Annotated in this window: 15 protein-coding genes and 2 pseudogenes; 14 read left to right on the forward strand and 3 right to left on the reverse strand. The window is 60.2% G+C overall.

The features are described 5' to 3' along the window. Positions 1–161: 161 nt before the first annotated feature. From OMP40_RS11215 to OMP40_RS11225, 3 genes are read right to left on the reverse strand one after another with little or no spacing between them, the layout of a single operon-like run. Positions 162–1055: a response regulator gene (locus tag OMP40_RS11215; protein WP_277531353.1), complete on the reverse strand. Its 894-nt coding sequence runs from the start codon at positions 1053–1055 to the stop codon at positions 162–164. Continuing rightward, complete coding sequence (locus OMP40_RS11220) at positions 1048–1392, reverse strand: sensor histidine kinase (protein WP_277531355.1); 345 nt, start codon at positions 1390–1392, stop codon at positions 1048–1050. Before OMP40_RS11220 ends, OMP40_RS11215 begins: the two co-directional genes overlap by 8 nt. Continuing rightward, complete coding sequence (locus OMP40_RS11225; protein ID WP_277531357.1) at positions 1286–2791, reverse strand: cache domain-containing sensor histidine kinase; 1506 nt, start codon at positions 2789–2791, stop codon at positions 1286–1288. The genes OMP40_RS11220 and OMP40_RS11225 overlap by 107 nt, the downstream gene beginning before the upstream one ends. Positions 2792–3049: 258 nt before the next feature. On the opposite strand from OMP40_RS11225, the gene OMP40_RS11230 reads away from it, so the two are divergent. The 14 genes and pseudogenes from OMP40_RS11230 (at position 3050) to OMP40_RS11295 (ending at position 26220) form a co-directional block, all read left to right on the forward strand. Continuing rightward, positions 3050–4012, forward strand: coding sequence for an ABC transporter permease (locus tag OMP40_RS11230; protein WP_277531358.1), 963 nt, complete (start codon positions 3050–3052; stop codon positions 4010–4012). A gap of 206 nt (positions 4013–4218) precedes the next feature. Beyond that, positions 4219–4926: a carbohydrate ABC transporter permease gene (locus tag OMP40_RS11235; RefSeq protein ID WP_277531360.1), complete on the forward strand. Its 708-nt coding sequence runs from the start codon at positions 4219–4221 to the stop codon at positions 4924–4926. Between the two features lie 101 nt (positions 4927–5027). Continuing rightward, on the forward strand, positions 5028–6686 hold the full coding sequence (locus OMP40_RS11240) for a type 2 periplasmic-binding domain-containing protein (RefSeq protein ID WP_277531362.1): 1659 nt from the start codon (positions 5028–5030) through the stop codon (positions 6684–6686). A gap of 107 nt (positions 6687–6793) precedes the next feature. Beyond that, positions 6794–10444, forward strand: coding sequence for a fibronectin type III domain-containing protein (locus tag OMP40_RS11245; protein ID WP_277531363.1), 3651 nt, complete (start codon positions 6794–6796; stop codon positions 10442–10444). A 951-nt stretch (positions 10445–11395) separates the two neighbouring features. Continuing rightward, on the forward strand, positions 11396–14317 hold the full coding sequence (locus OMP40_RS11250; RefSeq protein WP_277531365.1) for an alpha-L-rhamnosidase: 2922 nt from the start codon (positions 11396–11398) through the stop codon (positions 14315–14317). 119 nt (positions 14318–14436) lie between these two features. Continuing rightward, positions 14437–16709, forward strand: a pseudogene (locus OMP40_RS11255) (glycoside hydrolase family 3 protein). Between the two features lie 121 nt (positions 16710–16830). Further along, positions 16831–18234, forward strand: coding sequence for a sensor histidine kinase (locus OMP40_RS11260; protein ID WP_277531367.1), 1404 nt, complete (start codon positions 16831–16833; stop codon positions 18232–18234). Further along, complete coding sequence (locus tag OMP40_RS11265; protein ID WP_277531369.1) at positions 18159–18578, forward strand: sensor histidine kinase; 420 nt, start codon at positions 18159–18161, stop codon at positions 18576–18578. The genes OMP40_RS11260 and OMP40_RS11265 overlap by 76 nt, the downstream gene beginning before the upstream one ends. A gap of 6 nt (positions 18579–18584) precedes the next feature. Next, positions 18585–19493 carry a response regulator gene (locus tag OMP40_RS11270; RefSeq protein WP_277531371.1) on the forward strand — a complete coding sequence of 303 codons (909 nt, stop codon included), beginning with the start codon at positions 18585–18587 and terminating at the stop codon, positions 19491–19493. Continuing rightward, the gene (locus tag OMP40_RS11275) at positions 19466–20194 is read left to right on the forward strand and encodes a helix-turn-helix domain-containing protein (RefSeq protein ID WP_277531373.1); all 729 of its coding nucleotides are present in this window, start codon (positions 19466–19468) and stop codon (positions 20192–20194) included. Before OMP40_RS11270 ends, OMP40_RS11275 begins: the two co-directional genes overlap by 28 nt. A gap of 235 nt (positions 20195–20429) precedes the next feature. After that, the gene (locus OMP40_RS11280; RefSeq protein WP_277533115.1) at positions 20430–21299 is read left to right on the forward strand and encodes an ABC transporter permease; all 870 of its coding nucleotides are present in this window, start codon (positions 20430–20432) and stop codon (positions 21297–21299) included. A gap of 21 nt (positions 21300–21320) precedes the next feature. Continuing rightward, positions 21321–22196 carry a carbohydrate ABC transporter permease gene (locus tag OMP40_RS11285; protein WP_277531375.1) on the forward strand — a complete coding sequence of 292 codons (876 nt, stop codon included), beginning with the start codon at positions 21321–21323 and terminating at the stop codon, positions 22194–22196. A gap of 307 nt (positions 22197–22503) precedes the next feature. After that, the gene (locus tag OMP40_RS11290; RefSeq protein WP_277531376.1) at positions 22504–23838 is read left to right on the forward strand and encodes an ABC transporter substrate-binding protein; all 1335 of its coding nucleotides are present in this window, start codon (positions 22504–22506) and stop codon (positions 23836–23838) included. Positions 23839–23942: 104 nt separating this feature from the next. Next, positions 23943–26220, forward strand: a pseudogene (locus tag OMP40_RS11295) (beta-glucosidase). Positions 26221–26366: the final 146 nt, after the last annotated feature.

The raw sequence follows: 26366 nt of genomic DNA on the forward strand, positions 1-26366 counted from the left end.
ACAGCTGTCGCAGGTCGGCAGGCGATCCCCGCTCGCTCACGAATGCTGCCGCCCGCTCCGCCTCCGTCTCTCGAAGGTGCGCAACGGCAGCTTCAAGCAGCGAGGTCGTGGCGTCAACCGCACCATCAACCGCACCATCAACCGCACCATCAACCGCACCATCAGCCGGTACGTCTACCGCAAAATTGAAGACCGCGCATATCTGTCCGCTTCCATCGTGGAAAACGATTAGCTTGAGCCGCTCGGGCAACCCGCGTGCTTGCGCCTGGCTTTCCAGCGCGGACTCCACAAGCGCTAAATCCGCCGAGCTGAAGGAAGCTTCGCCGACATGGAACAAGGCGACCACCGCATGGGCATGGCTCAAATACGCTTCCGCCACCGACCGGTCCGCCGAACTGCCCGCCGTTCCGCCCGTCAAGCCACCCACCGTTCCGCCCGTCAAGCCACCCACCGATCCGCTCACCCGGCCACCCACCGATCCGCTCACCCGGCCACCCACCGATCCGCTCACCCGGCCACCCACCGATCCGCTCACCCGGCCACCCGCCGAGCTTCCCGCCGAGCTCCCCCGCAGCGCCCCGCCCTTCGGCATCGTTCAGCAGCGCGTTCATCCGCGCGGCGAGCGCCAGATGCTCCGTTTGACGACTTCGTTCCGCCATGGCAGCCTGCCTGGCATCCGCCTCGATGGCCGCGATCGCGGCCTTGATCTGATCCGCAAGCTCGGCCGAGCCCGCCGGCTTCAGCAAGTAATCCAGCACGCCGTACTTGAAAGCCTCGCGAACGTAAGCGTAATCGCCGTACCCGCTCAGCAAAATGAACTTGGTCCGCGGCAGCTCGGCGGAGAGCCGGCGGACGACCTGCACGCCGTCGATATCGGGCATGCGCATGTCCGTGATTACGATATGCGGCGCAAACGTCCCGGCCGCCCGAATCCCTTCCTCTCCGCCGCAAGCGACTCGGATTTCCGAGATCTCGCTCATGCCCGCGCGTTCCAGCTTGGCTCTGACCCCTTCGGCGATCAGACGCTCGTCGTCGATGATAAGAATGTTATACATGGTTGTCGTCCTCTCCATTGCCGCAGGGAATCGTCACGATCGTCTCCGCATATTCGCCTTCCAGACTGTTCAATCGGATCGCATAATTCTCGCCGTAGAACAGCTTTAATCTTTCGTTAATATTGCCGAGGCCGATGCTTTCCCGCGTTTGATCGTCAGCCGGCGCATAATCGGACTCCCTGAACCGCCGATTGAGAGACGCCAACCCCGTCTTCTCGATGCCCGGCCCGTTATCCTTGATCGAGATCAGGACGGATCGCTCGGACGCAAGGCTGGTCGTAAGCACGATGTGAAGGGATCCGTTCGCCGGAAAACCGTGCTTGATGCTGTTCTCCACGATGGGCTGCAGGATGAAACGGATCATGCGAAGCCCAAGCAGCTCCCCCCGGGACACGGATATCCAGCTCGACGTCGCCGCCGTATTTGACCTTTTGCAGGTTCATGTACTGCTCCAGGTAGCGGATCTCGGACTCGAGCGTCGCGAACTTCGAACGGCCGTCCATGTTGTAACGCATCATTTTCCCGAAGTCGGCCATCGCGTCCGATACCTCGAATTGACCGGCAAGCTCCATCCTGGCGCTGAACATATCGAGCGTATTGTAGATGAAATGGGGGTTGATCTGCGACTGAAGGGCCGCCAATTGAGCGTCCTTCTGAGCGGTTTCTTTGCGGATCATGTCCTTCATCAGCGTCGTGATCTTGTTCAGCAGCAGGTTGAACCGCTCGACGATGACGCCGAATTCGTCCCGCCGCCGGATCGGGATCGGCTCGAAGCCGGATTCGATCGCCTGATCCATCTGGCGAATGCTCGTCCTCATCGTGCGCAGCGCCATTTGCAGCACGGAGTAGAAGGCGAACAACAGGACGACCGTCGCGGCGATAAAAATCAGGTTGCTGGCGACCTGCCAGGAATTTGCCGTGCGCGGGAGCCTAACGTTCATCAGCATGGACAAGTCGATGCGGTCCAGCCGCTCGCCGACATAGAGACGCTCGTCGCGAACGGCATGGCCGCCGCCGGCCAGCTTTTGCTGAAGCGGGAGAGAGAGGTCCGCGGCGCTGCCCGGCGGAAAAACCAGCTCGCCCTGCGTATCCGCAAGGACGACGTCTTGTCCGCTAGCCCGATCCTCCTGTACGATCGTCCCGAGCAGATCGCCCGGCCGCACCTCGACCAGGGTAAATCCGATGTCGGCGCCCTCCAGCGACACCATCTTTTGCACGTAGCCGTACGTCCGGCCGGCCTCCGGGCTGTCGCGGACGATCCATGCCGACTTTGCTCCCGACTCGGCGAAGGGCGCGTACCAGGGCTCCCGCATCGCTCTGGATGCGCGGAAGAAGGCGCCGAACCCCTCCGGAATGCTGTCGTTTTTCATATAGACGGATATTTTCTCCGTATTGACCTTCTGGAACAGCATCGCGTAATTGATCAACGGCGCCGCGTAGCTGAAGTACGTATCCAGCGAGTCGTCTCCCGAGAACGGGCTTCCGAGAAATTGCTGCAGGCGATAGTTATAGGTAATGGAATCGCTGAGGCTCTCGAGCAGGTCGATCTTGTTCTCAATATTAAACGCCATCTGCCCCAGCGTCGTGGAGGCGTTTGCAATTAACTGGGCCCGAAGGAAGCGCTGGGATTGATCGTACGTATAGAGCCCGAGCGCGCTGAAAGGAAGCAGGATCAGCGCAACAAATGCTAGCATGACCTTGCTCTTGATGCTCATGGCGTTTATATAGCGAAGCATGGCCAACCTTCTCTCGAGGGAATTCATCGTCCCCGCGTATCCCCAGGTATTCGACAATCACGTATTCGACAATTTGCCCGCCAACCCTTCCGGCAGCGCCGCGGAACCAAAATGAAGGTATCAAATCAAAAATGGTGCTATTTTTATAAGCGCTTTCAAGAATTATAGTTAAGTCACACAAAGAGAACGCGATCCGGAGGCGGTGCGGCAAGCCTATGCCGCAGGCCGGGCGGATCCAAGGATGGGAGAGAACGTCAAGTGGAAAGAACCTTAGAGACAAGCCGGCTGGCTGTCGCTTCGGGAACGAAGGCGAGCGGCCGACGGTCAAGATGGAAGAGCCAATTCGCGCTTCAAAGCATGGTTTGGCCGGGACTGCTGTTTCTTCTCGTCTTTTCGTATTTTCCGATGTACGGCATTCTGATCGCCTTCAAGAAGTACGATTTATTCCTGGGCATCATGGACTCGCCGTGGGCGGGCCTGACCTATTTCCGCGAATTCGTCACCGACCCGAACTTTTTGAACGTCCTGCGCAATACGCTCGCGATGAACCTGCTCGCGCTGCTCCTCAGCTTCCCGGCGCCGATCCTGTTCGCGCTGCTGCTCAACGAGCTGACGGCCGGTCGTTTCAAGCGATTCGTGCAAACGGTTTCGTACGTGCCGCATTTCGTATCCTGGGTCATCTTCGGCGGGCTGATCCTCACCGTGCTGTCGCCCACGAACGGCGTGCTTAACCTGCTGCTCGTCAAGCTGCATTTCATTAACGAACCGATCAACTTCATGGCCAAGCCCGAGCTGTTCTGGTTCATCATGGTCGGGGCGGAGATGCTCAAGGGCATCGGCTGGGGAGCCATCATCTATATCGCGGCGATCGCGGGCGTCGATCCGGAGCTGCACGAGGCCGCCAAGATCGACGGCGCCGGCCGATTCCAGCGGATGTGGTACGTGACGGTGCCGAGCATTATGGGGACGATCGTGATCATGCTCATTTTCGCCGTCAGTTCGATTCTCAATACCGGCTTCGAGCAGATCATGGTCATGCAAAATCCGCTTAATCTCGACGTCAGCGAGACGATCGACACTTACGTGTACAAGGTCGGACTTCAGCAGATGCGCTATTCCTACTCGACGGCGGTCGGATTGGCCAAATCGGTCGTGGCGCTCATCCTGCTCTTCGGGGCGAATTATCTGTCGCGCAAGCTATCCGACAACAGTCTGTTCTAGGCTACGAAGAGGAGGATTCACGATGAACATCCGTTCGAGAGGAGACAAATGGTTCGATGCCATGAACGTCTTCATCATGCTGGCCGTCATGGTACTGACGATCGCCCCGTTCTGGTTCGCGCTTGTGGGATCGTTTAACCAGGGTCTCGACTATACGCGGGGGAGGCGTTTATTTCTGGCCTCGCACGTTTACGCTATCGAATTACGTGACGGTGTTTGCCGATCATACGATCTACCACGCTTACTTCATCACGATCATGCGAACGCTCGCAGGCACGGCGCTGCACGTCGCGTTTACCGCGCTCGTCGCCTACGGCATGTCGCGCAAAGCGCTGGCAGGCCGCAACGTCTATATGATCGCCATGCTGTTCACGATGTTCTTTTACGGCGGCCTGATCCCGAACTATTTGCTGTACAAGGAACTGGGGCTGCTCAATCACTTTCTCGTGTTAATTATTCCGACCCTGTTCAGCGTATGGGATATGATTATCATGATGTCGTTTTTCCGATCGATACCGGAGCAGATTATCGAGTCCGCCAAGATCGACGGTGCCGGCGAATACCGCATTCTCCTTCAGCTCATCATGCCGCTGACCAAGCCGGTCCTGGCCGCTATCGCGCTGTTCACCGGGGTATACCATTGGAACGCTTATACGGATGCGCTAATGTTCACGACGAAGGACGCGCTGGAGCCGGTGCAGCTATTCCTGATGCGCATCGTCACGGATTCCGGGGCGGCGTCGAAGTTCGGCGCGCAAGCCGCGAGCGTGATGCCGGAAGAAGCGAAGCAGATCAGTCCGGAGACGCTCAAGCTTGCCATGATGCTTGCGACCACGGCACCGATTCTGATTATTTATCCGTTTCTTCAGAAGTACTTCGTCAAAGGCGTGCTGATCGGTTCCGTCAAAGGTTGATCTTCGCGCCGGGCGGCACGTACGGGCCGGTTTGCGCGCGAATTACAACATATAGCTTATACAAATCTAGCATTTACAAGTCGTATGGGGAGGCACAACACATGCAACGCAGTAAAACATGGATCGGCGCCGCGACGGCCGTCGTTCTGCTCGGGGGACTTCTCGCGGGCTGCTCTTCCGGCAACAAGAACGGGAACAACGCACAAGCTTCGCAATCGGCCGCGCCGACGGCAAGCGCATCGGCATCGGCTTCGGCATCGCCGACCGCGTCGGCGGACGACAAGTCGCCGATCAAGATCTCCTGGTTCGTCGATCAGGACTACTACAAGAAAAATTGGGATCCGGTCAACAACCTGCTCGACAAAATGATTACCGACGACACCGGCATCTCGATCGACTTTTCCTCGGGTACGCCCGAGAAGCTCAGCGCACTCATCGCTTCCGGAGATATTCCGGACGTCGTCACCGTCGACAAAGGCAACCCGCAGCGCGGCGTGCTGGAGAAGTCGGGCCTTGTGTCGCCGCTCGACGAGCTGATTCAGAAGTACGACCCGAGCTTCGACGTGCCGAAGTCGATGCAGGACTGGTTCCGCAACGCGGACGGCCACTTCTACGGCTACGCCAGCTTCTTCTGGGCGAAGGAAAAGTTTAAGGAAGGCGACAGCATCCGAAGCAATCAAGGCTTGTACGCGCGCAAAGACATCATGGATCAGCTCGGCATCAAGCCGGAGGACTTCAATACGAAGGAAGGCATGGTAGCCGCCCTTCGCAAGGTCAAGGACGCCAAAGTCCAATACAACGGCTTTACGGTAACGCCCGCCTATTTCGAGAGCTGGGTCATCGGCGGCTTCTTCGGCGCGCCGCGCGAAGACGCATCGGGCAATCTGGTCGACCGCGAGCGCACGCCGGAGATGCTGGAAGCCTACAAGTTCCTGAATCAGCTGTACAAGGAAGGCTTGATGCCGGAAGACAGCCAGACGCTCGACCAGGATCAGCTCAAGGAGAAGGTCGCGAACGGCTCCGTCTTCGCGATCACGAATAAAAATCTCGACTGGAGCGCGCTGTATCAGAAGGATCCCAAAGCCTTGTTCGTTCACGTCGGACCGGTCGTCGGCGACGCCGGCAACAAGCCGTACGTCGATCCCGTCAACGCTTCGGGCTGGACGCTCACGATGGTCAACGCCAAGACCAAATATCCGGATCGCATCATCAAGCTGCTCGACTACTTGTCCACCGACGAGATGAGCCTGAACGTGAACTACGGGCCGAAGGGCGCGGCGTGGGACTTTGACGAAAACGGCAAGGTAAAGCTGAGCGACGAATTCAACGCGCTGAACGCCGAGGACCCGAATAAAGCCAAAAACAAATACGGCAACGGCACGCTTCAATGGCTTATCAACTGGACGCCGATCCAGCGCACTGCGCCGGTGCCCGTCACGGCCGACGCGATTGCCAAGGATGAGAACGCGTTGTTCTTCGCGAAGCTGACGTACGACATGCTGCCGTTCGAATCGATCACGCCGCTCGGCGGCACCGACGAAGGCGGCATCAACGCCAAGGTCGAGGAGAACCGCAAGAAGTGGCGCGCCAAAATGATCCTCGCCAAGTCGGAAGCCGACGTAGAGAAGTATTTTAACGACGAAGTCGACACGGAAGCGAAGCTTGGCTACCAGAAGCTCTACGATTACCAGAACAAGCAATTCCAGGACGCGAAGAAGGCGCTCGGCCTGCAATTCGCATGGCCTGCGAATCAGAAGTAATAGAGCAAGGCAATAGAGACAGCATACGCGGGCGCTGGCAACGGCGTCCGCGTATCTACAGGAGCGGGAGAACCGGCTGGAATCGATCATAAAGGGGAACGATGACGATGTCCAACGGCTGGAAAAGCAAGAGTCTGTCCGCATTGCTGGCTTTAACGCTTATGATTCCTTTATTCGGCGCCGGCGCCGATAAGGCCAATGCCGATGTCCCGGCGGGCTGGCAGCCGATCGACACGGAGCCGTCGATTGCCGCAGGCAGCGCTTTGGATCTGTCGGGGCTGAACGACGTTCCGGCGGGAAGCCACGGATTTATCCAGATCGACGGCGACGGGGATTATGTCTTTTCGGGCCAGACGCAGCGCAAGGTGAAGCTGTACGGCGCGAATCTGTCCTGGAAAATGTACTACGGCTCCCGTGAGGATGCGGAGCGTACGGCGGAGCGTCTGGCGCGGCTCGGCTATAACGTCGTTCGGCTGCATTCGCTCGATTCGATGGGCGACGATGCGCCAGGCGTTTTTAAGCTGAATTCGGCGACGCCGCAGATCAACGAAGACCGGATGGACCAGGTCGAATACCTCATATCCAGGTTAAAGGCGCATGGCATTTACGTGACGATCGATCTGTTTCAGCTGTACGATTTTAAAAACGATCCTAGCCTTAATATCTATGGGTCAAGCTACAATTCTCCCTACCTGTTTCCGTTCGTGCCTGCGGCGGTGGATTCCTGGAAAACGATCGCCAGCGCGCTCCTGACGCATGTCAATCCGTATACCGGTCTGGCTTTGAAAAACGACCCGGTGCTTGTGGGCGTCAGTCCGTGGAACGAGTCGCTGGTCCTTAATATGAACCTCAACTCGATGACGTCGACGTTCCGTCAATACCTGCTGGACGATTTCAATGAATTCCTGGATGATCGCGGAGCTGCTCCGGTCGCCTCGATGCCCAATTCCTATTGGAGCGCGAGCGGTACGCTCAAAGACCAACTGAGCGCCTATTATTCGGCACGAACGATCGCGGCGGCCAACGAGATGCGGAATTATTTAAAAAACGTGCTTCAAGTCCATGCCCCGGTCGGCGGCCTGAACTTCATTTACAGTCCGAACGTGAACTTCTGGCGCGACCAGTCGTCGGACGTGTACGAGACGCATATGTACCACCAGTTCGTGACGGACAGCGCGCCGGTCAACAACGGCCAGTACGGCTTCCAATACAACGCGCTCAAATATCCGCGGCTGAGCATGACGTTCGACGCCGCGACGAACGCGAGCTATCCGCCCGCTTACGCGGGAGATACGCTGACGGGAAGCTACTATCCTTCCCTGGCTTTAAGGCAAAAGTACGATACGCCGTTCATCCTGACGGAGTTCCAGGATACGTTTCCCGTCAAGGGACGCGAGGAGGTCGGCATCTTCAACGGCGCGATCGGCGCTTACCAAGGCTGGGACATGATGAACCGGTATTCGTTCGGTATGAACGTAGGCGACGCCTATGCCAACAACAAGCTTGGAACGCCGGAGACGTTCTCGATCACGAACGACCCGCTGGCGATTACCTCCGAGACGCAGGCCGCGCTGCTGTACCGCACCGGCGCCGTCCAGGCGAGCGCGCCCAAGTTCGCCATCGTGTGGGATAAGGCCTGGGTTAGCGACAAGGGTGAGGCTTCCGATCTCGAGACCCGAATCGCCAACATGATGTATATTCCGCATTTGTTCAATACGGCGACGGTATATGCGGACAATCCGGGGCAGCCGTTCGCGGTATACAAGATCACGCCGGACCTGACGTCGGACGACATTAAAGCGGGCGATTTCCCTGCGGCGAACCTTGTTCCGATTACGACCGCGATGAACAAACTGCAAGTGGCGGAAACGATGATAAACGCGCTGGATGCGTCTCCGATGAAGACGGCGATGCTGGACGCGCTGGACGACAACAAGCTGCTGTCCGACACGGGCGAGCTTCTGTTCGATCTGAATCTCAATACGTACATGGTTCGTGCGCCGAAGGTCGTCGCGGCAGCGGGAACGATGAACAATAACGCGCTCGACCTCGGCTCCGTATCGGTGACAGGAAACGTGTACAAGGGAACGTTCCTCGCTTCTTCGCTCGACAATAACGCGCTGGAAGACAGCGACAGGATGCTGCTGATCTACACGACAGACGTCGCGGCGACCGGCGAACGCACGATCCAGCAGCCGGGCGGTATCGTCCAATACTACAAGGGCACGCTTCCCACGCTCGCCAAGGAGCAGACCGCCGTGGTCAAGCTCGCGACGGATCGCCCTGCCGCCGGTTACAAAGCCTACAAGCTGGCGCTGAACGGCGTAAGGCTGCAGGAGATTCCCGTTGCGGTCGATGCGAACGGCATTTCGCTTCAGCTCGATACCGACAAAGGATTTTCGTTCGAGCTGGTCTACGATCCGATGTTCGAGGATACGTTCGAGGACGGCAATGCGAACGGATGGACGGCGGCGACGGGGCAATGGAGCGTCGTGACGAGCGGCGGGAATGCTGTCTATCGCGCGAGCGCCAAAGGCAAGTCCTTGATTGACGCCACGTACGGCGGCGACTATGCGATCGAGGCGGACGTCAATTCGACGAACGGCAAAGGCGGAGTCGGCCTGCTGGCCAAGTACGCGGATCAAGACAATTTTTACGTGTTCAAGTATCACGCCCGCACGGGCAAGGCCGTCATCAAGAAACGCGTAGGCGGCGTGGCCTCCGTCGTTCAAGCGGTATACGGCCTCCCGACCGCCGCAGCCGGAACGCCGTATAAGCTGCGATTCGAGACGATCGGCGACAGCCTCGTCGGCTCGCTGAACGGCGTGCCGGTCATCACGGCCGCAGACGCTTCGCTTGCCGGAGGCAAAGCCGGCCTCGTATCCGGCTCGAAGCAGCCCGTCGCCTTCGACAATATCGTCGTTCGCCATTACGACCGCGCGGCGCCGGCCGCTCCCGCGGGCCTGACCGCGGCGCCGATCTCGGCCAACGAGATCGACTTGTCCTGGCAGGCGCCCGCGGACGAGACGGGCGTCAAGGGTTATAAGGTGTTCCGCGACGGCGTGGAAGTCGCCACCGTCAATGGCGCCTTCCAAAGCTACAAGGATACGGGACTGACGATCTCCACCACCTATCACTATAAGGTTAAAGCCTACGATCTCGGCGACCGGTTGTCGAATGCCAGCGGCGATATGGCGGCAACGACGACGAGCGACCTGTTCGCGACCGGCTTCGAGGACTTGAATCTGGCCCCATGGACTGTCGTGGGCGGCTGGGGTACCTTCTATATCGTCAAGGACGGCAATACGAGAGTCTATTTGTCCGATAACGCTTCCTCCGGCTCGACCAAGTCGGTAACGGGACCGAAAAGCACGGACGCGAATGCATGGACGAATTACAGCGTCGAAGCCAAGATCAAAGTGGACAGCTGGCACGACCGCGCCGGCCTGGTCGCGAGATTCATAGATTTCAACAACTACTACTACATGAGCTATTCGGGGTACTATCATACGGTATCGCTGGTGAAATACCAGAACGGCGCCGATACGACGCTGGCTACGGCCTCACTGAGCGCGGATCCTGCGGCCGGAGCCTACCATACGTTCCGGATGGAAGTGAACAGCAGCTCGATCAAGGGTTACATCGACGGTGCGTTGCTCGTCAGCGGGACTTCGATCGCCTTCACCTCCGGGCAAGCGGGCGTATACTCGCACATGCAGAAGACGTATTTCGACGACTTTAACGTGCAGAAGCTTTAAGCGCGTTAAAGAGGCGTGGGGCGTGGGGAGCCCGAGGGCAGTTGGAGCCCCCGCCAGGTGTGGAGCAGCCGAGAATCGCACCAGAACCGCACAATTTATGTGCGGTTCTGGCGTCGCGGACGCGGGCGGGGAGCGGCCGGCGCGCAAGGTAGCCGCGAGGAAGCGTGATACAGGCGAGAACCGCACAATTTTTGTGCGGTTCTGGCGTCGCGGACGCGGGTGGAGAGCGGCCGGCGCGCAGGGTAGCCGCGAGGAAGCGTGATGCAAGCGAGAACCGCACAATTTTTGTGCGGTTCTGGCGTCGCGGACGCGGGCGGGGAGCGGGCGGCGCGCAAGGTAGCCGCGAGGAAGCGTGAGACAGGCGAGAACCGCACAATTTTTGTGCGGTTCTGGCGTCGCGGACGCGGGCGGGGAGCGGCCGGCGCGCAAGGTAGCCGCGAGGAAGCGTGATATAGGCGAGAACCGCACAATTTTTGTGCGGTTCTGGCGTCGCGGACGCGGGTGGAGAGCGGCCGGCGCGCAGGGTAGCCGCGAGGAAGCGTGATGCAGGCGAGAACCGCACAATTTTTGTGCGGTTTTGGCGTCGCGGACGCGGGCGGGGAGCGGGCGGCGCGCAAGGTAGCCGCGAGGAAGCGTGATGCAGGCGGAACCGCACAATTTTTGTGCGGTTCTGGCGTCGCGGACGCGGGCGGGGAGCGGCCGGCGCGCAAGGTAGCCGCGAGGAAGGGTGATACAGGCGAGAACCGCACAATTTTTGTGCGGTTCTTTGCCGCGGGCGCGGCTTGGGAGCGCGGGCGCTAGTCTTTCGCCGAAGCTGCCGTTGCACCGGCCGCCTATACGGAATCTAGTCGTCAAAACCAAACTAATGGTCAGCGGATTGAAAGCGGTGACAATCGGTTCGCCGGTACAATGGTACCATGGGTACGCAAAAGAACGGTGGAGGCGACACGCATGGATTCCTTGCAAATATACGGCTTGACGGCGGAATATCGGACTCGGCTGCTGGGGACGGATGTACCGCGCCCGCGGATCAGCTGGAAGCTGCTGTCCGAGCGTCAGGGCACGGTTCAGGCAGCTTATCGGATTCAGGTCGCCTTGAATCAAACGAATTTCGATTCGCCGCTATGGGACAGCGGTCGCGTCGATTCGGACGAATCGGTACTTATTCCCTATGAGGGACCGGAGGCGCAATCCCGCACGAGATATTATTACCGCGTCAAGGCGTGGGACGGGTTCGGCCGGGAATCCGAGTGGAGCGAAGCCGATTGGTGGGAGACCGCGCTGCTGTCCTCCGATGAATGGCAAGCGGAATGGATCACCCCCGACTCGCGCGCGATCGAGCCGGCGGCGGAGCCGGCATTTCTGCTGCGCAAGCCGTTCGACCTGCGCGAAGGGGATATCGCATCGGCGCGCGTCTACGCCACGGCCGCAGGCGTCTACGAGCTATACCTGAACGGCAGCAAGGTCGGCGACGACGAGCTCGCGCCCGGCTGGACGAGCTACGACAGCCGCCTGCAATACCAGACCTACGACGTGACGGGGCTGCTTCGCGAAGGCGGCAACGCGTTGGGGGCGACGGTCGCGAACGGCTGGTACAAAGGGCGTCTGGGCTGGGAAAACAAGTCCAACCATTACGGCGACCGAAGAGCCGTTCTCGTTCAATTGCATATCCGGTACCGGGACGGAGCGGAGACCGTCATTGCGAGCGACGAGAGCTGGAAGGCAGCGACGGGGCCCGTGCTCATGTCCGAGCTCTACGACGGAGAAACCTACGACGCCCGCCTCGAACGGAAGGGCTGGAGCGAGCCGGGCTTCGACGACGCCGACTGGCGCGCGTCGGAACGGCTCGACCTCGGTTACTCGCGTCTGGTCGCGCAGGAGAACATGCCGACGCGCGTCACGGAGACGCTCAAGCCGATCGCAGCGATCCGAACGCCGGAGGGAGATACCGTCCTCGACATGGGGCAGAACATGGTCGGACGAATCCGGTTTTCCATCAATGCGCCCGCGGGCACGGCGATCAAGCTGACGCACGCCGAGGTGCTGGACAAGCACGGCAACTTCTACATGGGCAACATTCGCACCGCCAAGCAGACCGTCACCTACATCGCGCGAGGCGAAGGGACGGAGATATACGCACCGCATTTTACGTTCCAGGGCTTCCGTTACGTTAAGGTTGAGGGATTCCCCGATCAAGAAAACGGATTGCCGCTCGAAGCCTTCGCAGGCGAAGTGATGCACAGCGACATGCAGCGCACCGGCGCGTTCGAGTGCTCGGACGAGAGGGTAAACCGGCTGCAGCAAAATATCGTGTGGGGACAGCGCGGCAACTTCCTCGACGTGCCGACCGATTGTCCGCAGCGCGACGAGCGCCTCGGCTGGACCGGGGACGTCCAGGTTTTCGCGCCGACCGCCCTGTTCAACTACAACGGCGCGCCGTTCTTCGCCAAGTGGCTGCGCGACCTCAAAGCCGACCAGCTGCCGGACGGCAGCGTGCCGTTCGTCGTCCCGAACATCCTGCAGGGCTACAATGCGGCGGCGTGGAGCGATGCGGCCACCGTCGTGCCCTGGGCGCTGTATGTCAGCTACGGAGACAAACGGATTCTGGCCGAGCAGTACGGCAGCATGAAGGCATGGGTCGATTATATTCGCGCCCAAGGGGAGCAGGAGCATGTTTGGGACACGGGCTTCCACTTCGGCGACTGGCTCGCGCTGGATGCCAAGGAAGGCAGCTATATGGGCGCCACGCCGAACCATATGGTGACCGCGGCCTACTTCGCTCTATCCGCGCGCATCCTCGGGGAGGCGGCGAGCCTGCTCGGATTGGCGGAGGATGCGGCTTATTACGGCGCGCTGGCGAAGCGAGTCGCGGCGGCCTACCGCGACGAGTTCATCACGCCGAACGGTCGGGTCGCCGCCCAGACGCAGACCGCCCATATCATCGCGCTCGTCTTCAACCTCGTCGAACCGAAGGACCGCCCACGCATTGCCAGGGACTTGAACGAGATGATCGTGGACAACGACTACCATCTGACGACCGGCTTCGTCGGCACGCCGTTCCTCTGCTTCGCGCTGTCGGACAACGGCTATCATGAGACGGCGGTCAAACTGCTGCTCCAAGACACGTATCCGTCCTGGCTGTATTCCGTGGCGAAGGGCGCGACGACGATCTGGGAGCATTGGGACGGCATCAAGCCGGACGGCTCGTTCTGGAGCGACGATATGAACTCCTTTAACCATTACGCCTACGGCGCGGTGGGCGACTGGATGTACCGCAAGATCGCCGGCCTGGCGCCGGACCCGGCAAGTCCCGGCTACAAGCGGATTCGCATCGAGCCCGACTACACGGGCGGCAGGCTCGGCCACGCACGCGCATCCTACGAGTCGATGTACGGCAAGGTCGAATCGGGCTGGGCGTTCGCCGGGAACGGGAACGAGAACGGTAATGAGGACGAGATCGAGCTGCGGGCGACGATTCCCGCCAACGCCTCCGCATCCATTTTGCTGCGCGGCGCGGACGCGGAGCAAGTCAACTGCAACGGAACCGGCCTTGCAGACGCCGAAGGGATCGTCGCCTTCCGCCAGGAGGCGGACGGCGTCCGCGTCGAAGCGGGCTCGGGCGTTTACGTCTTCACGTACGCCCGGCCTCAGGCTTCCTATCGCACGTATCACCCTGGCGCACGGCTCGGCGAATTGGCGCAATGGGATGCGGCCAAACGCATTCTCGACCGCCATGCGCCGGGATTCGCCGACAACCTGGGCTACATGGAAAAGCTGCCGCTCGCGGCCGCGGCGAACAACCCGATGGGCGGCGGCCTCTCGCAAGCGCAGTTCGAGGCGATCGCGGCTGAGCTGCAGACGCTTAGAGCGTAGCCGCGACGTCGTGCATCCGTCAATAAGCATTCGTCATTAAACTTCCGTCATTAAACTTCCGTCATTAAACACCCGTCATGAAACATCCATCATAAAAAAAGCAGCCGGAGGGAACACGAATGGAGAATGCGGCCAGGCAAGCGTCGGTTCGCTATGCGCAAAACGGGCAGGGTCCGCTGCTCGGCTACGACGAATCGTCCGGCGTGCGGATCTTGCGCGTGGACGGTCACGCCTTCAAGGATCTGAACAAGGACGGCAAGCTGGATCCGTACGAGGACTGGCGGCTCCCGCCCGAAGAGCGGGCGAGGGACCTCGCCTCCAAAATGACGATCGAGCAGATCGCCGGCCTCATGCTGTACAGCAGCCACCAGGCGATCCCAGGCAATATGGGATGGTTCCCCGCGACCTACGCAGGCGGCAAGGCGTTCCCGGACAGCGGAGCGGCGCCGAGCGACTTGTCCGATCAACAGTTGGATTTCCTATCGAAGGACCATATCCGGCACATCCTGGTCACGCGCGTGCAGAGCCCGGAAGTCGCCGCGCGCTGGAACAACAACGTGCAAGCGTACGCCGAGCGCCTCGGTCTGGGCATCCCGGCGAACAACAGCTCGGATCCCCGACATGGCTCGGATACGTCCAAGGAGTTCAACGCGGGCGCGGGCGGCGCGATCTCCATGTGGCCGGAGAGCATGGGACTCGCGGCCACGTTCGATCCGGCGGTCGCACGGGAATTCGGCGAGATCGCTTCGCGGGAATACCGCGCGCTCGGCCTCTCGACGGCGCTGTCGCCGCAGGTGGATCTGGCGACCGACCCGCGCTGGTTCCGCTTCGGCATGACGTTCGGCGAAGACCCGCGGCTGGCAACGGACATGGCGAGGGCCTACATCGACGGCTTCCAGACGTCGGAGGGGGACGCCGAGATCGCTGACGGCTGGGGCAGCGACAGCGTGAACGCCATGGTGAAGCACTGGCCGGGCGGCGGATCGGGGGGAAGCCGGCCGCGACGCCCACTTCGGCTACGGCAAATACGCGGTCTATCCCGGCAACAACTTCGAGGAGCACCTGCGTCCCTTTACGGAAGGCGCGTTCCGCCTGGCGGGCAAGACCGGCGAAGCCTCGGCCGTCATGCCCTACTATACGATCTCCGTCGGGCAGGATCCGGTAAACGGCGAGAACGTCGGCAATGCCTACAACGCCTATCTCATCCGCGACCTGCTGCGCGGGAAGTACGGCTACGACGGGGTCGTCTGCACGGACTGGGGCATCACGGCGGACGAAGGACCGGACATCGAGCGGCTTTTCCCGGGCGGCCGCTGCTGGGGCGTGGAGGAAAACCATACCGTCGCGCAGCGCCACTACAAGCTGCTCATGGCGGGCGTCGACCAATTCGGCGGCAACAACGATGCCGGTCCCGTCATCGAAGCCTACCGGATCGGCGCCGAGGCGCACGGGGAACCGTTCATGCGCGCGCGCTTCGAGCAGTCGGCGGTTCGGCTGCTGAAGAACATGTTCCGCCTGGGGCTGTTCGAGAATCCGTATTTGAACCCCGGCGAATCCGCGGCCCTCGTCGGCAATCCCGCCTTCATGGAGGCCGGTTACCGGGCGCAGCTGCGATCGGTCGTGATGCTCAAGAACGAAGGCGTCCTGCCGCTGCCCAAGCGACAAACGGTGTATATCCCGAAGCGGAAGCTGCCGGCGGACGCCGACTGGATGGGCAACCCGGTCCCGGCCTCGGAGACGTATCCGATGAACCTGGACGTCGTCCGCAAATACTTCGACGTAACCGACCGGCCGGCGGACGCGGACTTCGCGCTCGTCTGCATCGAAAGCCCCCGCTCGACGAAAGGCTACAGCAAGGCCGACGCAGAGGCCGGGGGCAACGGCTACGTCCCGATCAGCCTGCAGTACCGGCCCTATACGGCGGAGCATGCGCGGGAGACGAGTCTCGCCGGCGATCCGCGGGACGTGCTGAACCGCTCGTACAAAGGGAAGACGGCGGCCGTCGCGAACGAAGGCGATCTCGACGCGGTGCTGGAGACGAAGCGGCTCATGAACGGCAAGCCGGTCGTCGTCTCCATCGCGCTGTCGAATCCGGCGGTGGCAGCCGAATTCGAGCCGGCAAGCCGACGCCATCCTCGCGCATTTCGGCGTGCAGGACCAGGCGATCCTCGATATACTGACGGGCGCGTTCGAGCCGCAGGCGCTGCTGCCTTTCCGGATGCCCGCCGACATGACGACCGTGGAGAAGCAGCTCGAAGATGTCCCCCACGACATGGACGTATACGTGGATTCGGCCGGCCACGCCTACGACTTTGCCTTCGGCTTGAACTGGAGCGGCGTCATCGCGGACGCCAGAACGAGCCGATACGCGAACAAACGGCGAACTTCATAGCGATCGACAAGGGAAGGGATGCCGCGACGGGCCCTTCCTTCGCGCATATACCGCGGCCGATTTAAAAACGCTATAATGCAAGGACCAAGTTTAACGCAGCATCGCAAGGAGGACGGCGGCCATGCGCAAGATCCGAACGTACGTCAACTCGGTCCGCTTCAAGTTTTTCGCCGCCGTTTTGGTCATTTTCGTGCCGCTGATCACCGTGCTGATCATCAACAATTTTTATTCCGGCGAGGTCGTTCGCAACCAGGTCGCGCAGTCCAACAAGAACCTGCTCAGCCTGTACATGGGCCAAATCGATCAAAGGCTGGAAGAGGTCGACAAGTATTTGTCCAATGCGCTCGAGAGCGATCTGAACGTCCTGGACATGGAATTTCCCAAGTCCCGCGACGAGGACCGGTACAACATCGCCAAGCTGACGCTGTTCAACAAGATGAAGGACGATATCGGCTACTACCCGATCCTGGACGCCTTCTTCGTCTATTCCGCGGTCAACAAGGACCTCTTGATGAGCCAGCCGTCGACGGACAGCTACGAAGCGCGGGAGAACGCGCGCCTGGAAATTCAGCGGATCGTCGAGAGCGACGCGGACAAGATCGACTATTCTCGCTGGCATGTCCGAAGCGGCGCGAACGGCGATTACCTGTTCCACCTGATGAAGTCCGGCAACGTGTATATGGGCGCCTGGGTCGGAAGCGACAAGTTGATGGTGCCGCTCAGCCTGATCGATCTGGGGGAGTCGGGCGCGGCCGTCATCACGACGAGCGAAAATAAGCCGATCAGCCACGGCGCCTTGTTCGAGGACAAAGGCATCGACCTGGCGTTCCCCGAACAATCGTATGCCATCAGCGGAAAAGGGAAACACGCCTACCTGATCATGGGCGAGAGATCCCAGCGGGGCAACTTCAATCTCGTGGCGCTCGTGCCCGAAAACGAAATTCTGCAAAAGCTGCCGTATCTTCAACGCATCTCGTCGATCATCACCATCGCGGCGGTGCTGTTCCTTCTCCTCTTCCTCGCGATGATGCGGAGCATTTTCCTGAATCCGGTGAAGCGGATCGTCATCGCCATGCGCAAGCTTCGCGACGGCAATTGGGAATCGAGGATCGAACAGAAGCCGACGTCGACCGAGTTTCAGATCGTGAACGAGACGTTTAACCGGATGATCGGGGAGATTCACGACCTGAAGATCAACGTGTACGAGGAAAAGCTGAATCATCAGCGAGCGGAGCTCAAGCATTTGCAGCTTCAGATCAACCCGCATTTTTTCCTGAACTCGCTTAACATCATCTACAATCTGGCGACGGTCAAAGATTTTTCCCTCATCCAGGAGATGACCAAGTGCCTTGTATCCTACTTCCGCTTCATGTTCCGGAGCAGCTCCTATTTCGTGCCGCTCGGCGACGAGCTGTCCCATACTTCGAACTACTTGCGGATTCAGCAAGCTTGCGGTTCCCCGACCTGCTTCACTACAGCGTCGACATGCCGGAAGATTTGCTCGCGCAGGAGGTGCCGCCGCTGATCGTGCAGACGATGGTGGAGAACGCGATCAAGTACGCAGTGAACATGGACGAGCCGATCCGGATCACCGTCGAGGTCGCCCAAGCGGAAGATGGCGAGGGTCATCCTCGTCTCTTCATCCGCGTGAAGGACACCGGACCGGGATTCCCAGACGAAGTGCTCGGCCGGCTCGCGTCGGAACCGGATCAAGCGGGGAGCGAGGGCGGCGAGCAGATCGGCATCTGGAACGCCAGGAGGCGTCTGCGGCTCCTGTATCAGGATCGGGCGACGATCGACTTTTACAACGAGGCCGGCTTGGGCGCGGTCGTGCAGATCGAGCTGCCGATGGATAAGAAAGCGAGGTGATTCGCGATGTACCATGTTCTAATCGTAGACGACGAGATTCATGCGGTCAGAGGCTTGCAGGCCGGCGTGATGTGGGAGCGTCTCGGTATCGGCTTCGTCCATACGGCGCACAGCATGAAGCAAGCCCAGGAGGTATTCCGCGAACAGCCGGTCCACTTGATGGTTTGCGACATCGAGATGCCGCAGGGCTCCGGCCTGGAGCTGGTTGCTTGGGTCAAGGAACGGTATCCCGAGACGGAGACGATCTTTTTGACCTGCCACTCCGATTTTTCGTTCGCGAAGCAGGCGATCCAGATGAACAGCTTCGACTATATGCTCAAGCCGGTCGATTATGCGGAGCTTGAGACCGTCATCGGCAAAGCGCTCGGGAAAGTGGAAAAGGAGAAGGAGCTGCGTTCTTTCGAGGAGACGCATCATCGCTACCGCAAGCTTTGGGAGTCTCATCGGCCGGTCGTGGCCGAACGGTTCTGGCAGGATCTCGTTCACCGGAAAATCCCGGCCAACCCGCAGGCCGTCCAGGCGCATCTCCGCGCCGCCGGCTTGTCCTTCGACGAAGACGCGCTGTTCAGGCCGATGTATATCCGCGTGCAGCGCTGGCACAAGGAGCTGTCCGAGCGGGATCGGCGGATCATGGAATACGCGCTCCGCAACGTGCTTGAGGAAGTCATGAAGGAGGTCCCGGGAACCGCGGTCGTCCCGGTCGCGGAGGGGGGCGCTGCTGACCGTCGTGCCCGTCGACCGGCCGGCCGAAGAAGCGGAGCTCCGGGGGGAACGGCGACGCGTTCATTCAAAACTGCAATCAGTATTTGTTCTGCGATCTCAGCAGCTACGTCGGCGATACGACGCGGCTTCACGAATTGCCGGACATGCTGCGGAGACTACAGGAGATGGATGACAACAATGTCACGCAGGTGAACCGCACGTTCATTCTCGGCGAGAAGCGCCAGGGGGCGTGTTCGGCGCAGCCGGCGCCATTGGCCGAATGGGGCGAATGGATGAAGCAAGGCGCCCGGGACAAGCTGACCGAGCGCGTCGAGCGGTACCTGGAGGCTTGGAAAGAGACGGGCAGCGGCGTGGACGCGCACACCGTTCAATCGTTTTATCAGGATTTCCTTCAAATGGTGTTTTTCGTCCTCCAATCCAAGGGCTTGCAGGCCAACCAGGTGTTCGCCCAGAACCTGTTGACGGACAAGCCTGAATCGGTGCTTCGCTCGATACGGGCCCTGCAGGAATGGACGCGCTACGTCATCGAGGTGGCGATGAACCACATCCATTCCATCGAAGAGAACCTGTCCGTCGTGGACAAAGCGAAGCGATACATCGCGCAGCAGCTCGGCCAGCAGGATCTGTCCCGCGAGGACATCGCGAACCATGTGTATCTTAACCCGGACTACCTGACCCGCGTCTTCAAGAAGGAGACCGGGATGTCGCTGTCGGATTATCTCCAGCAGAAGCGGATCGACTATGCGAAGGAGCTGCTCGAAGGCACCGGACAATCGGTCAGCGACATCGGACTCGCGGCGGGGTACTCCAATTTGTCCTATTTCTCCACGATTTTCAAGAAGGCGACGGGCTTTAATCCGGTGGATTATCGCAAGCGCGCGCAGCGGCAATAGGAAGGAAAAGGCCGTCAGGGAGCGGGATTCGTTCCTCTGGCGGCCTTGCGTTTTTCCGTCCGCGACGAGGTCGGAATATCGAAAGTCGGAAGTCGTTTTATTGGTAAGCACCAAGATCGGACGCCCCTTAAAATAGAGACATAACGAAGGACACGAAAGAAGGGGACAGCATTGACACGGACAGGATGGGCCTCGACGTTCAAAAAAGCTCAAGCGCTATCGGGCATTGTTTCTCATGATGGTTCCCGGACTCGCCTATCTCTTCATGAACAACTACCTGCCGATGTTCGGCGTGATCATCGCCTTCAAGGACATCAACTACGCCAAGGGCATCCTCGGCAGCGACTGGATCGGCTTCAAAAATTTCGAGTATCTGTTCATGACCAAGGACGCCCTCGTCATCACCCGGAACACGATCCTGTACAACAGCTCGTTCATCATCCTTAATACGGTATTCGCCATCGGCGTCGCGATCCTGCTGAACGAAGTGCGCAGCAAGTTCGCCGCCCGCCTTTACCAGAGCGTCATCCTGCTGCCGTTCCTGATCTCGATGGTCATCGTCGGCTATCTCGTCCTCTCCATGCTCAGCGCTGAAAGCGGATACTTGAACCTCAACCTGCTGCCGATGTTCGGCATCGAACCGATCTCCTGGTACTTCGAGCCGAAGTATTGGCCCTACATTCTGACGATCGTCCAGCTCTGGAAGGGGACAGGCTACCTGTGCGTCATCTTCCTCGCGGCGATCATCGGCATCGACAACGAATATTACGAGGCGGCCACGATCGACGGCGCCGGCAAATGGCATCAGATCCGCAGCATCACGGTACCGCTTATCGCGCCGACGATCACGATCATGACGCTGCTCGCCATCGGCCGCATTTTCTACTCGGACTTCGGTCTGTTCTATCAGGTGCCGCTGAACTCCGGCCCGCTTCAGCCGGTGACGGACGTCATCGACACCTACGTATACCGCGGCTTGATGACCCTCGGCGATATCGGCATGTCCTCCGCGGCCGGCCTGTACCAGTCGCTCGTCGGCTTCGTCCTCGTGCTGCTCTCCAACTATATCGTCGCGAGGCGCAGCAAGGAGAACGCCTTGTTCTAAACCGAAAGGGGGGAAACGAACATGAAAACCAACGATATGAACCAGCCCGTCGTCCATGCGATCTTCATCCTGCTCGCCGCTTTGTGCGTCATCCCGTTCCTGCTTCTCTTCATGTCGTCGATATCCTCGGAGAGCTCGATCGTAAACAACGGCTATTCGTTCTGGCCGAAGGAATTCAGTCTGGAAGCCTATACGTACCTGTGGTCGCAAAAGCTGGCGATGTTCAATTCCTACGGCATTACCATTCTGATCACGGTCGCCGGCACCTTCGTCGGCCTGCTGATCAGCGCGCTGCTGGCTTATCCGTTATCCCGGCGGGACCTGCCGATCCGCGGCGTTCTCAGCTTCCTCGTCTTTTTCACGCTGCTTTTCAACGGAGGCCTGGTGCCGACCTACCTGATCTACACGGAAGTGTTCCATATGAAAAACACGTTGATGGCCCTGATCGTGCCGGGGCTGCTGACGAACGGCTTTTTCATCCTGCTGATCCGCACGTTTTTCGCCAATTCGATCCCGGTTCAAATCCTCGAATCGGCGTATATCGACGGCGCCTCCGAGTTCAAGATTTTCTATCGCATGGTGCTGCCGCTGTCGCTGCCCATCCTGGCGACGATCGGCCTCATGCTGACGATCAACTACTGGAACGACTGGTTTAACGGCTTGGTCTACATCACGGAGCCGCGGCTGTTCAGCATCCAGAACCTGCTCAACCGGATGCTCTCCAACATTCAGTTCCTCCAGCAGAACAACCTCGGGGGGCAGAATATGGCGGTCAACCTGCCGATGAACGGCGTCCGCATGGCGATGGCCGTCGTGGGCATCCTACCGCTGATCCTGATTTATCCATTTTTCCAAAAGTACTTCGTGAAAGGCCTGACGATCGGGGCCGTGAAGTAAATAGGATATGACAGCGCGGCCAGTCCCGGGCCATCACGGCCGGTTGGTATAGATTGCAACTCGCATTTCAATACGATCTAGGGGGGAAATCATATGCAAAACAAGTCGAAAGCCATCCTTCTGCCCTCCGTCCTGCTGGCCATGTCCATGCTGGCTTCCGCTTGCGGGGGGTTCGAACGATGCCGGCGGCGCCTCCGCTCCGGCGTCTGGCGGGAGCTCGGCTCCGGCGTCGTCCGGCGCTTCGTCCGGCGCCTCGCCGAACGGCAAAGAACTCCAGCTGACGCTCGCGTTCATCGGACTCGGGAACATGAAGGAAGTCGGCCTGGTCCAGGACGAGATCAGCAAGATTACGAAAGCGAAGATCAACGCGACGGTCAAGCTGATGCCGATCGATATCGGCGCATGGACGCAGCAGGTTAACCTGCTGCTGGCCGGCAACGAGCCGGTCGACCTGCTTGTCACGTCCTCCTTCTTCAACTACAGCTCCCAGGTCGCCAAGGGGCAACTGCTCCCGCTCGACGACCTGCTCGCCAAGTACGCGCCGACCGTCAAGGACACGATGGAACCGGCGATCTTCGGCTCCACCAAGATCAACGGAAAGATGTACGGCGTGCCGAGCATCCGGGATACGGCGGCCGATCACGGCATCGCGGCCAGAAAAGACTTGATGGACAAGTACAACCTGTCGTTCGACAACGTGAAGACGTACGCGGATCTCGATCCGATCTTCAAGACGATCAAGGACAACGAGCCGGGCGTCTACCCGCTCGTTCAGCGCAGCCAAACGAATACCATCGCCAACGAGCTCGTCCGCGGCTACACCGACTACCTCGGCGACACGCCCGGCGTGCTCATCATCGAAAATCAGGATCTGAAAGTGGTAGACCTGTACGAAACGCAAAGGTACAAGGACGCGCTGCAGCAAGCGCGCAAATGGTACCAGGCCGGCTACATCATGCCGGACGCGGCGACGACGCAAGAAGGCAACAATAGCCTGATCAAGGCGGGCAAGGGCTTCAGCTATTTATCCAACATGAAGCCGGGCTTCGCGACCCAGGAGACGACGGTGAACGGCCGCGAGATGGTGACCGCGAGCTTCGTGCCGCCGATCTCAACCTCCGATTCCGGCACGGGCTTCATGATCTCGATTCCGAAGAACACGCAGGACGCGGACCGCGCCGCGCAATTGCTCAACCTGCTCTATACCGACAAGGACGTCGCCAACCTGCTCGCGAACGGCGTCGAAGGCAAGCACTACGTCGATGCCGGCAACGGCCAGATCAAGGCGCCCGAAGGCGGCAGCAACTACGTCTTCAATCAGTGGGAAGTGGGCAACAACGCCTTGACCAAAGTATGGCAGGGCATGGATGCGGATATTTGGGCGCAAACGAAGGAATTCAACAAAAACTCGACTTTCTCCAAAGCGCTCGGCTTCTCGTTCGATTCGTCGCCGGTCAAGACGGAGGTTGCCGCCGTCATCAACGTCAACAACCAGTACAAGGCAGGCCTGGAATCGGGCACGATCGATCCGTCCAAGCTGGACGAGTTCGTGAAGAAGCTGAAGGCCGCAGGCATGGACAAGATTATCGCGGAAAAGCAAAAGCAGCTGGATGCTTGGGCGAAGGCGAACAACGTGCAGTAAGCGACTGTCGCGGCAACGCGTCGGAGGCCCTTCTTCGAAACCCTGTTTCGGGAAGGGCTTTCTCTATTGCGGCGATGGATCGGCATTCATACGGAGGTGCGAAAATGGAAAGGGATATTCGCGGCCTGGTCGCGCAGATGACGTTGGAGGAGAAGGCCGGCATGTGCTCGGGCCTGGATTTTTGGCATATGAAAGGGGTCGAGCGCCTCGGCATTCCGTCGATCATGCTGACCGACGGTCCGCACGGGCTGCGGAAGCAAAAGGCGTCCGCCGACCATCTTGGGCTGTTCGACAGCGTTCCGGCGACCTGCTTCCCTTCGGCCGCGGGTCTCGCGAGTTCCTGGGATCGCGAGCTGGTCCGAAAAGTCGGCGTCGCGCTCGGCGAAGAATGCCAGGCGGAGGAAGTCGCGGTGCTGCTCGGCCCGGGCGCCAACATCAAGCGTTCGCCGCTTTGCGGCCGCAATTTCGAATACTTTTCCGAGGACCCTTATTTAAGCTCGCGCATGGCCGCGAGCCATATCCAGGGCGTGCAGAGCCAGGGCGTAGGCACCTCGCTCAAGCACTTCGCGGCGAACAATCAGGAGCATCGCCGCATGACCGGCGATTCCGTCGTCGACGAGCGCACGCTGCGGGAGATCTACCTGGCGAGCTTTGAGTTCGCGGTCAAAGAGGCCCAGCCATGGACCGTCATGTGTTCCTACAACAAAGTAAACGGCACGTACGCCTCCGAAAACGAATATTTGCTGACCGACATTCTGAAGGACGAGTGGGGCCACGAAGGCTTCGTCGTCTCGGACTGGGGCGCCGTCAACGAGCGCGAGGCCGGTCTGGCCGCGGGCCTGGAGCTGGAGATGCCGGCGAGCGGCGGCGCGGGCGACCGCAGGATCGTCGAAGCCGTTCGCAGCGGCAGGCTGCCGGAGGAAAAGCTGGACCGCGCGGTCGAACGGCTGCTCCGGATCGTGTTCAAGGCCGTCGACCGTAAAAAAAGAGAGCGCGACGTACGACGCCGAGGCGCATCATGCGCTGGCCCGCCAGGTCGCGAGAGAGAGCATGGTGCTGCTCAAAAACGAAGGCGGCATTCTGCCGCTTCGCAAGGATGCGAAGCTGGCGGTCATCGGCGAGCTGGCCGCGAATCCGCGCTATCAAGGCGGCGGAAGCTCCCATATCAAGCCGACGAAGCTGGAGGACATCCGCGAGGAGATTGGGAGGTCCGCGGGCGAGGAGGCGCGGATCGCTTACGCGCAGGGCTACGACCTGCAGTCGGACGCTGTGGACGAGGCGCTTGCGGAGGAAGCGAAGCGGGTCGCCGCGGACGCCGAAGTCGCGGTCGTCTTCGCGGGATTGCCGGACCGCTACGAGTCCGAAGGCTTCGACCGGACGCATCTGCGGCTGCCGGACAACCAGGTCGCGCTCATCCGCGCGGTCGCCGAGGCGCAGCCGAACGTCGTCGTCGTCCTGAGCAACGGCGCGCCGGTCGAGATGCCCTGGCTCGGCAGCGCGAAGGGACTGCTCGAAGCCTATCTCGGCGGCCAGGCGCTCGGCGGCGCGATCGCGGACCTGCTGTTCGGCGACGCCAATCCGAGCGGCAAGCTGGCGGAGACGTTTCCGATGCGCCTCGCGCACAACCCGTCGCAGCTTAACTTCCCCGGCGAAGGGGATCGCGTCGAATACAAGGAAGGCTTGTTCGTCGGCTATCGCTACTACGACGCCAAGGAGATCGAGCCGCTGTTCCCGTTCGGATTCGGGCTTAGCTACACGACGTTCGAATACGCGAACCTGGTCGTTAGCCGTTCGGCGATTCGGGACGACGAGACGGCGACGGTGACCGTCGACGTCACGAATACGCGCGCGCGCGCGGGCAAGGAGATCGTGCAGCTGTACGTACGCGACGTGCAGAGCGCCGTGGTTAGGCCTGTGAAGGAACTAAAGGGCTTCGAGAAGGTCGAGCTTCAGCCGGGCGAGACAAAACGCGTTTCGTTTACGCTGGATCGGCGCGCCTTTTCCTACTACAACGTCGACTTGAAGGACTGGCACGTGGAGTCCGGCGAGTTTGAAGTGTTAGTCGGGCGTTCCTCCCGGGATATCGTCTTATCGGGCGCGCTGTCCGTCGAATCGACCGTCGTTTTGCAGCCCGTCTTCCATCGGAACAGCACGGTCGGCGATCTGATGGGCGATCCGGCGGCGCAAGCGCTCGTGATGGACTGGATCGGCAAGACGCCTTTCGGCGCCATGGCCGCCGATCCCGACGGCGAAGGCGCCGAGATGATGCAGGCGATGATGAAGTACCTGCCGCTTCGCGGCCTGGTCGGCTTCAGCGGCGGCGCGCTGGGCGAGGACGATCTGGACGGCCTGCTCAAGCAGTTAAACGCGAGGGAGCCCTGAAGTGCGGCGGGAGTGCTGGGTGGAGCTTACTGGAAAGGTAAAAGTTACGCTACAACCACACAGACCGCTCCAAATGGTGCCGTAAGGGCAAAAAGTTACTCTACAGCCTCGTGGAAGGGTCCGAAGTGTGCCGTAAGCGCAAAAAG

The organism is Cohnella rhizosphaerae (assembly GCF_029525575.1).
GTDB lineage: Bacteria > Bacillota > Bacilli > Paenibacillales > Paenibacillaceae > Cohnella > Cohnella rhizosphaerae.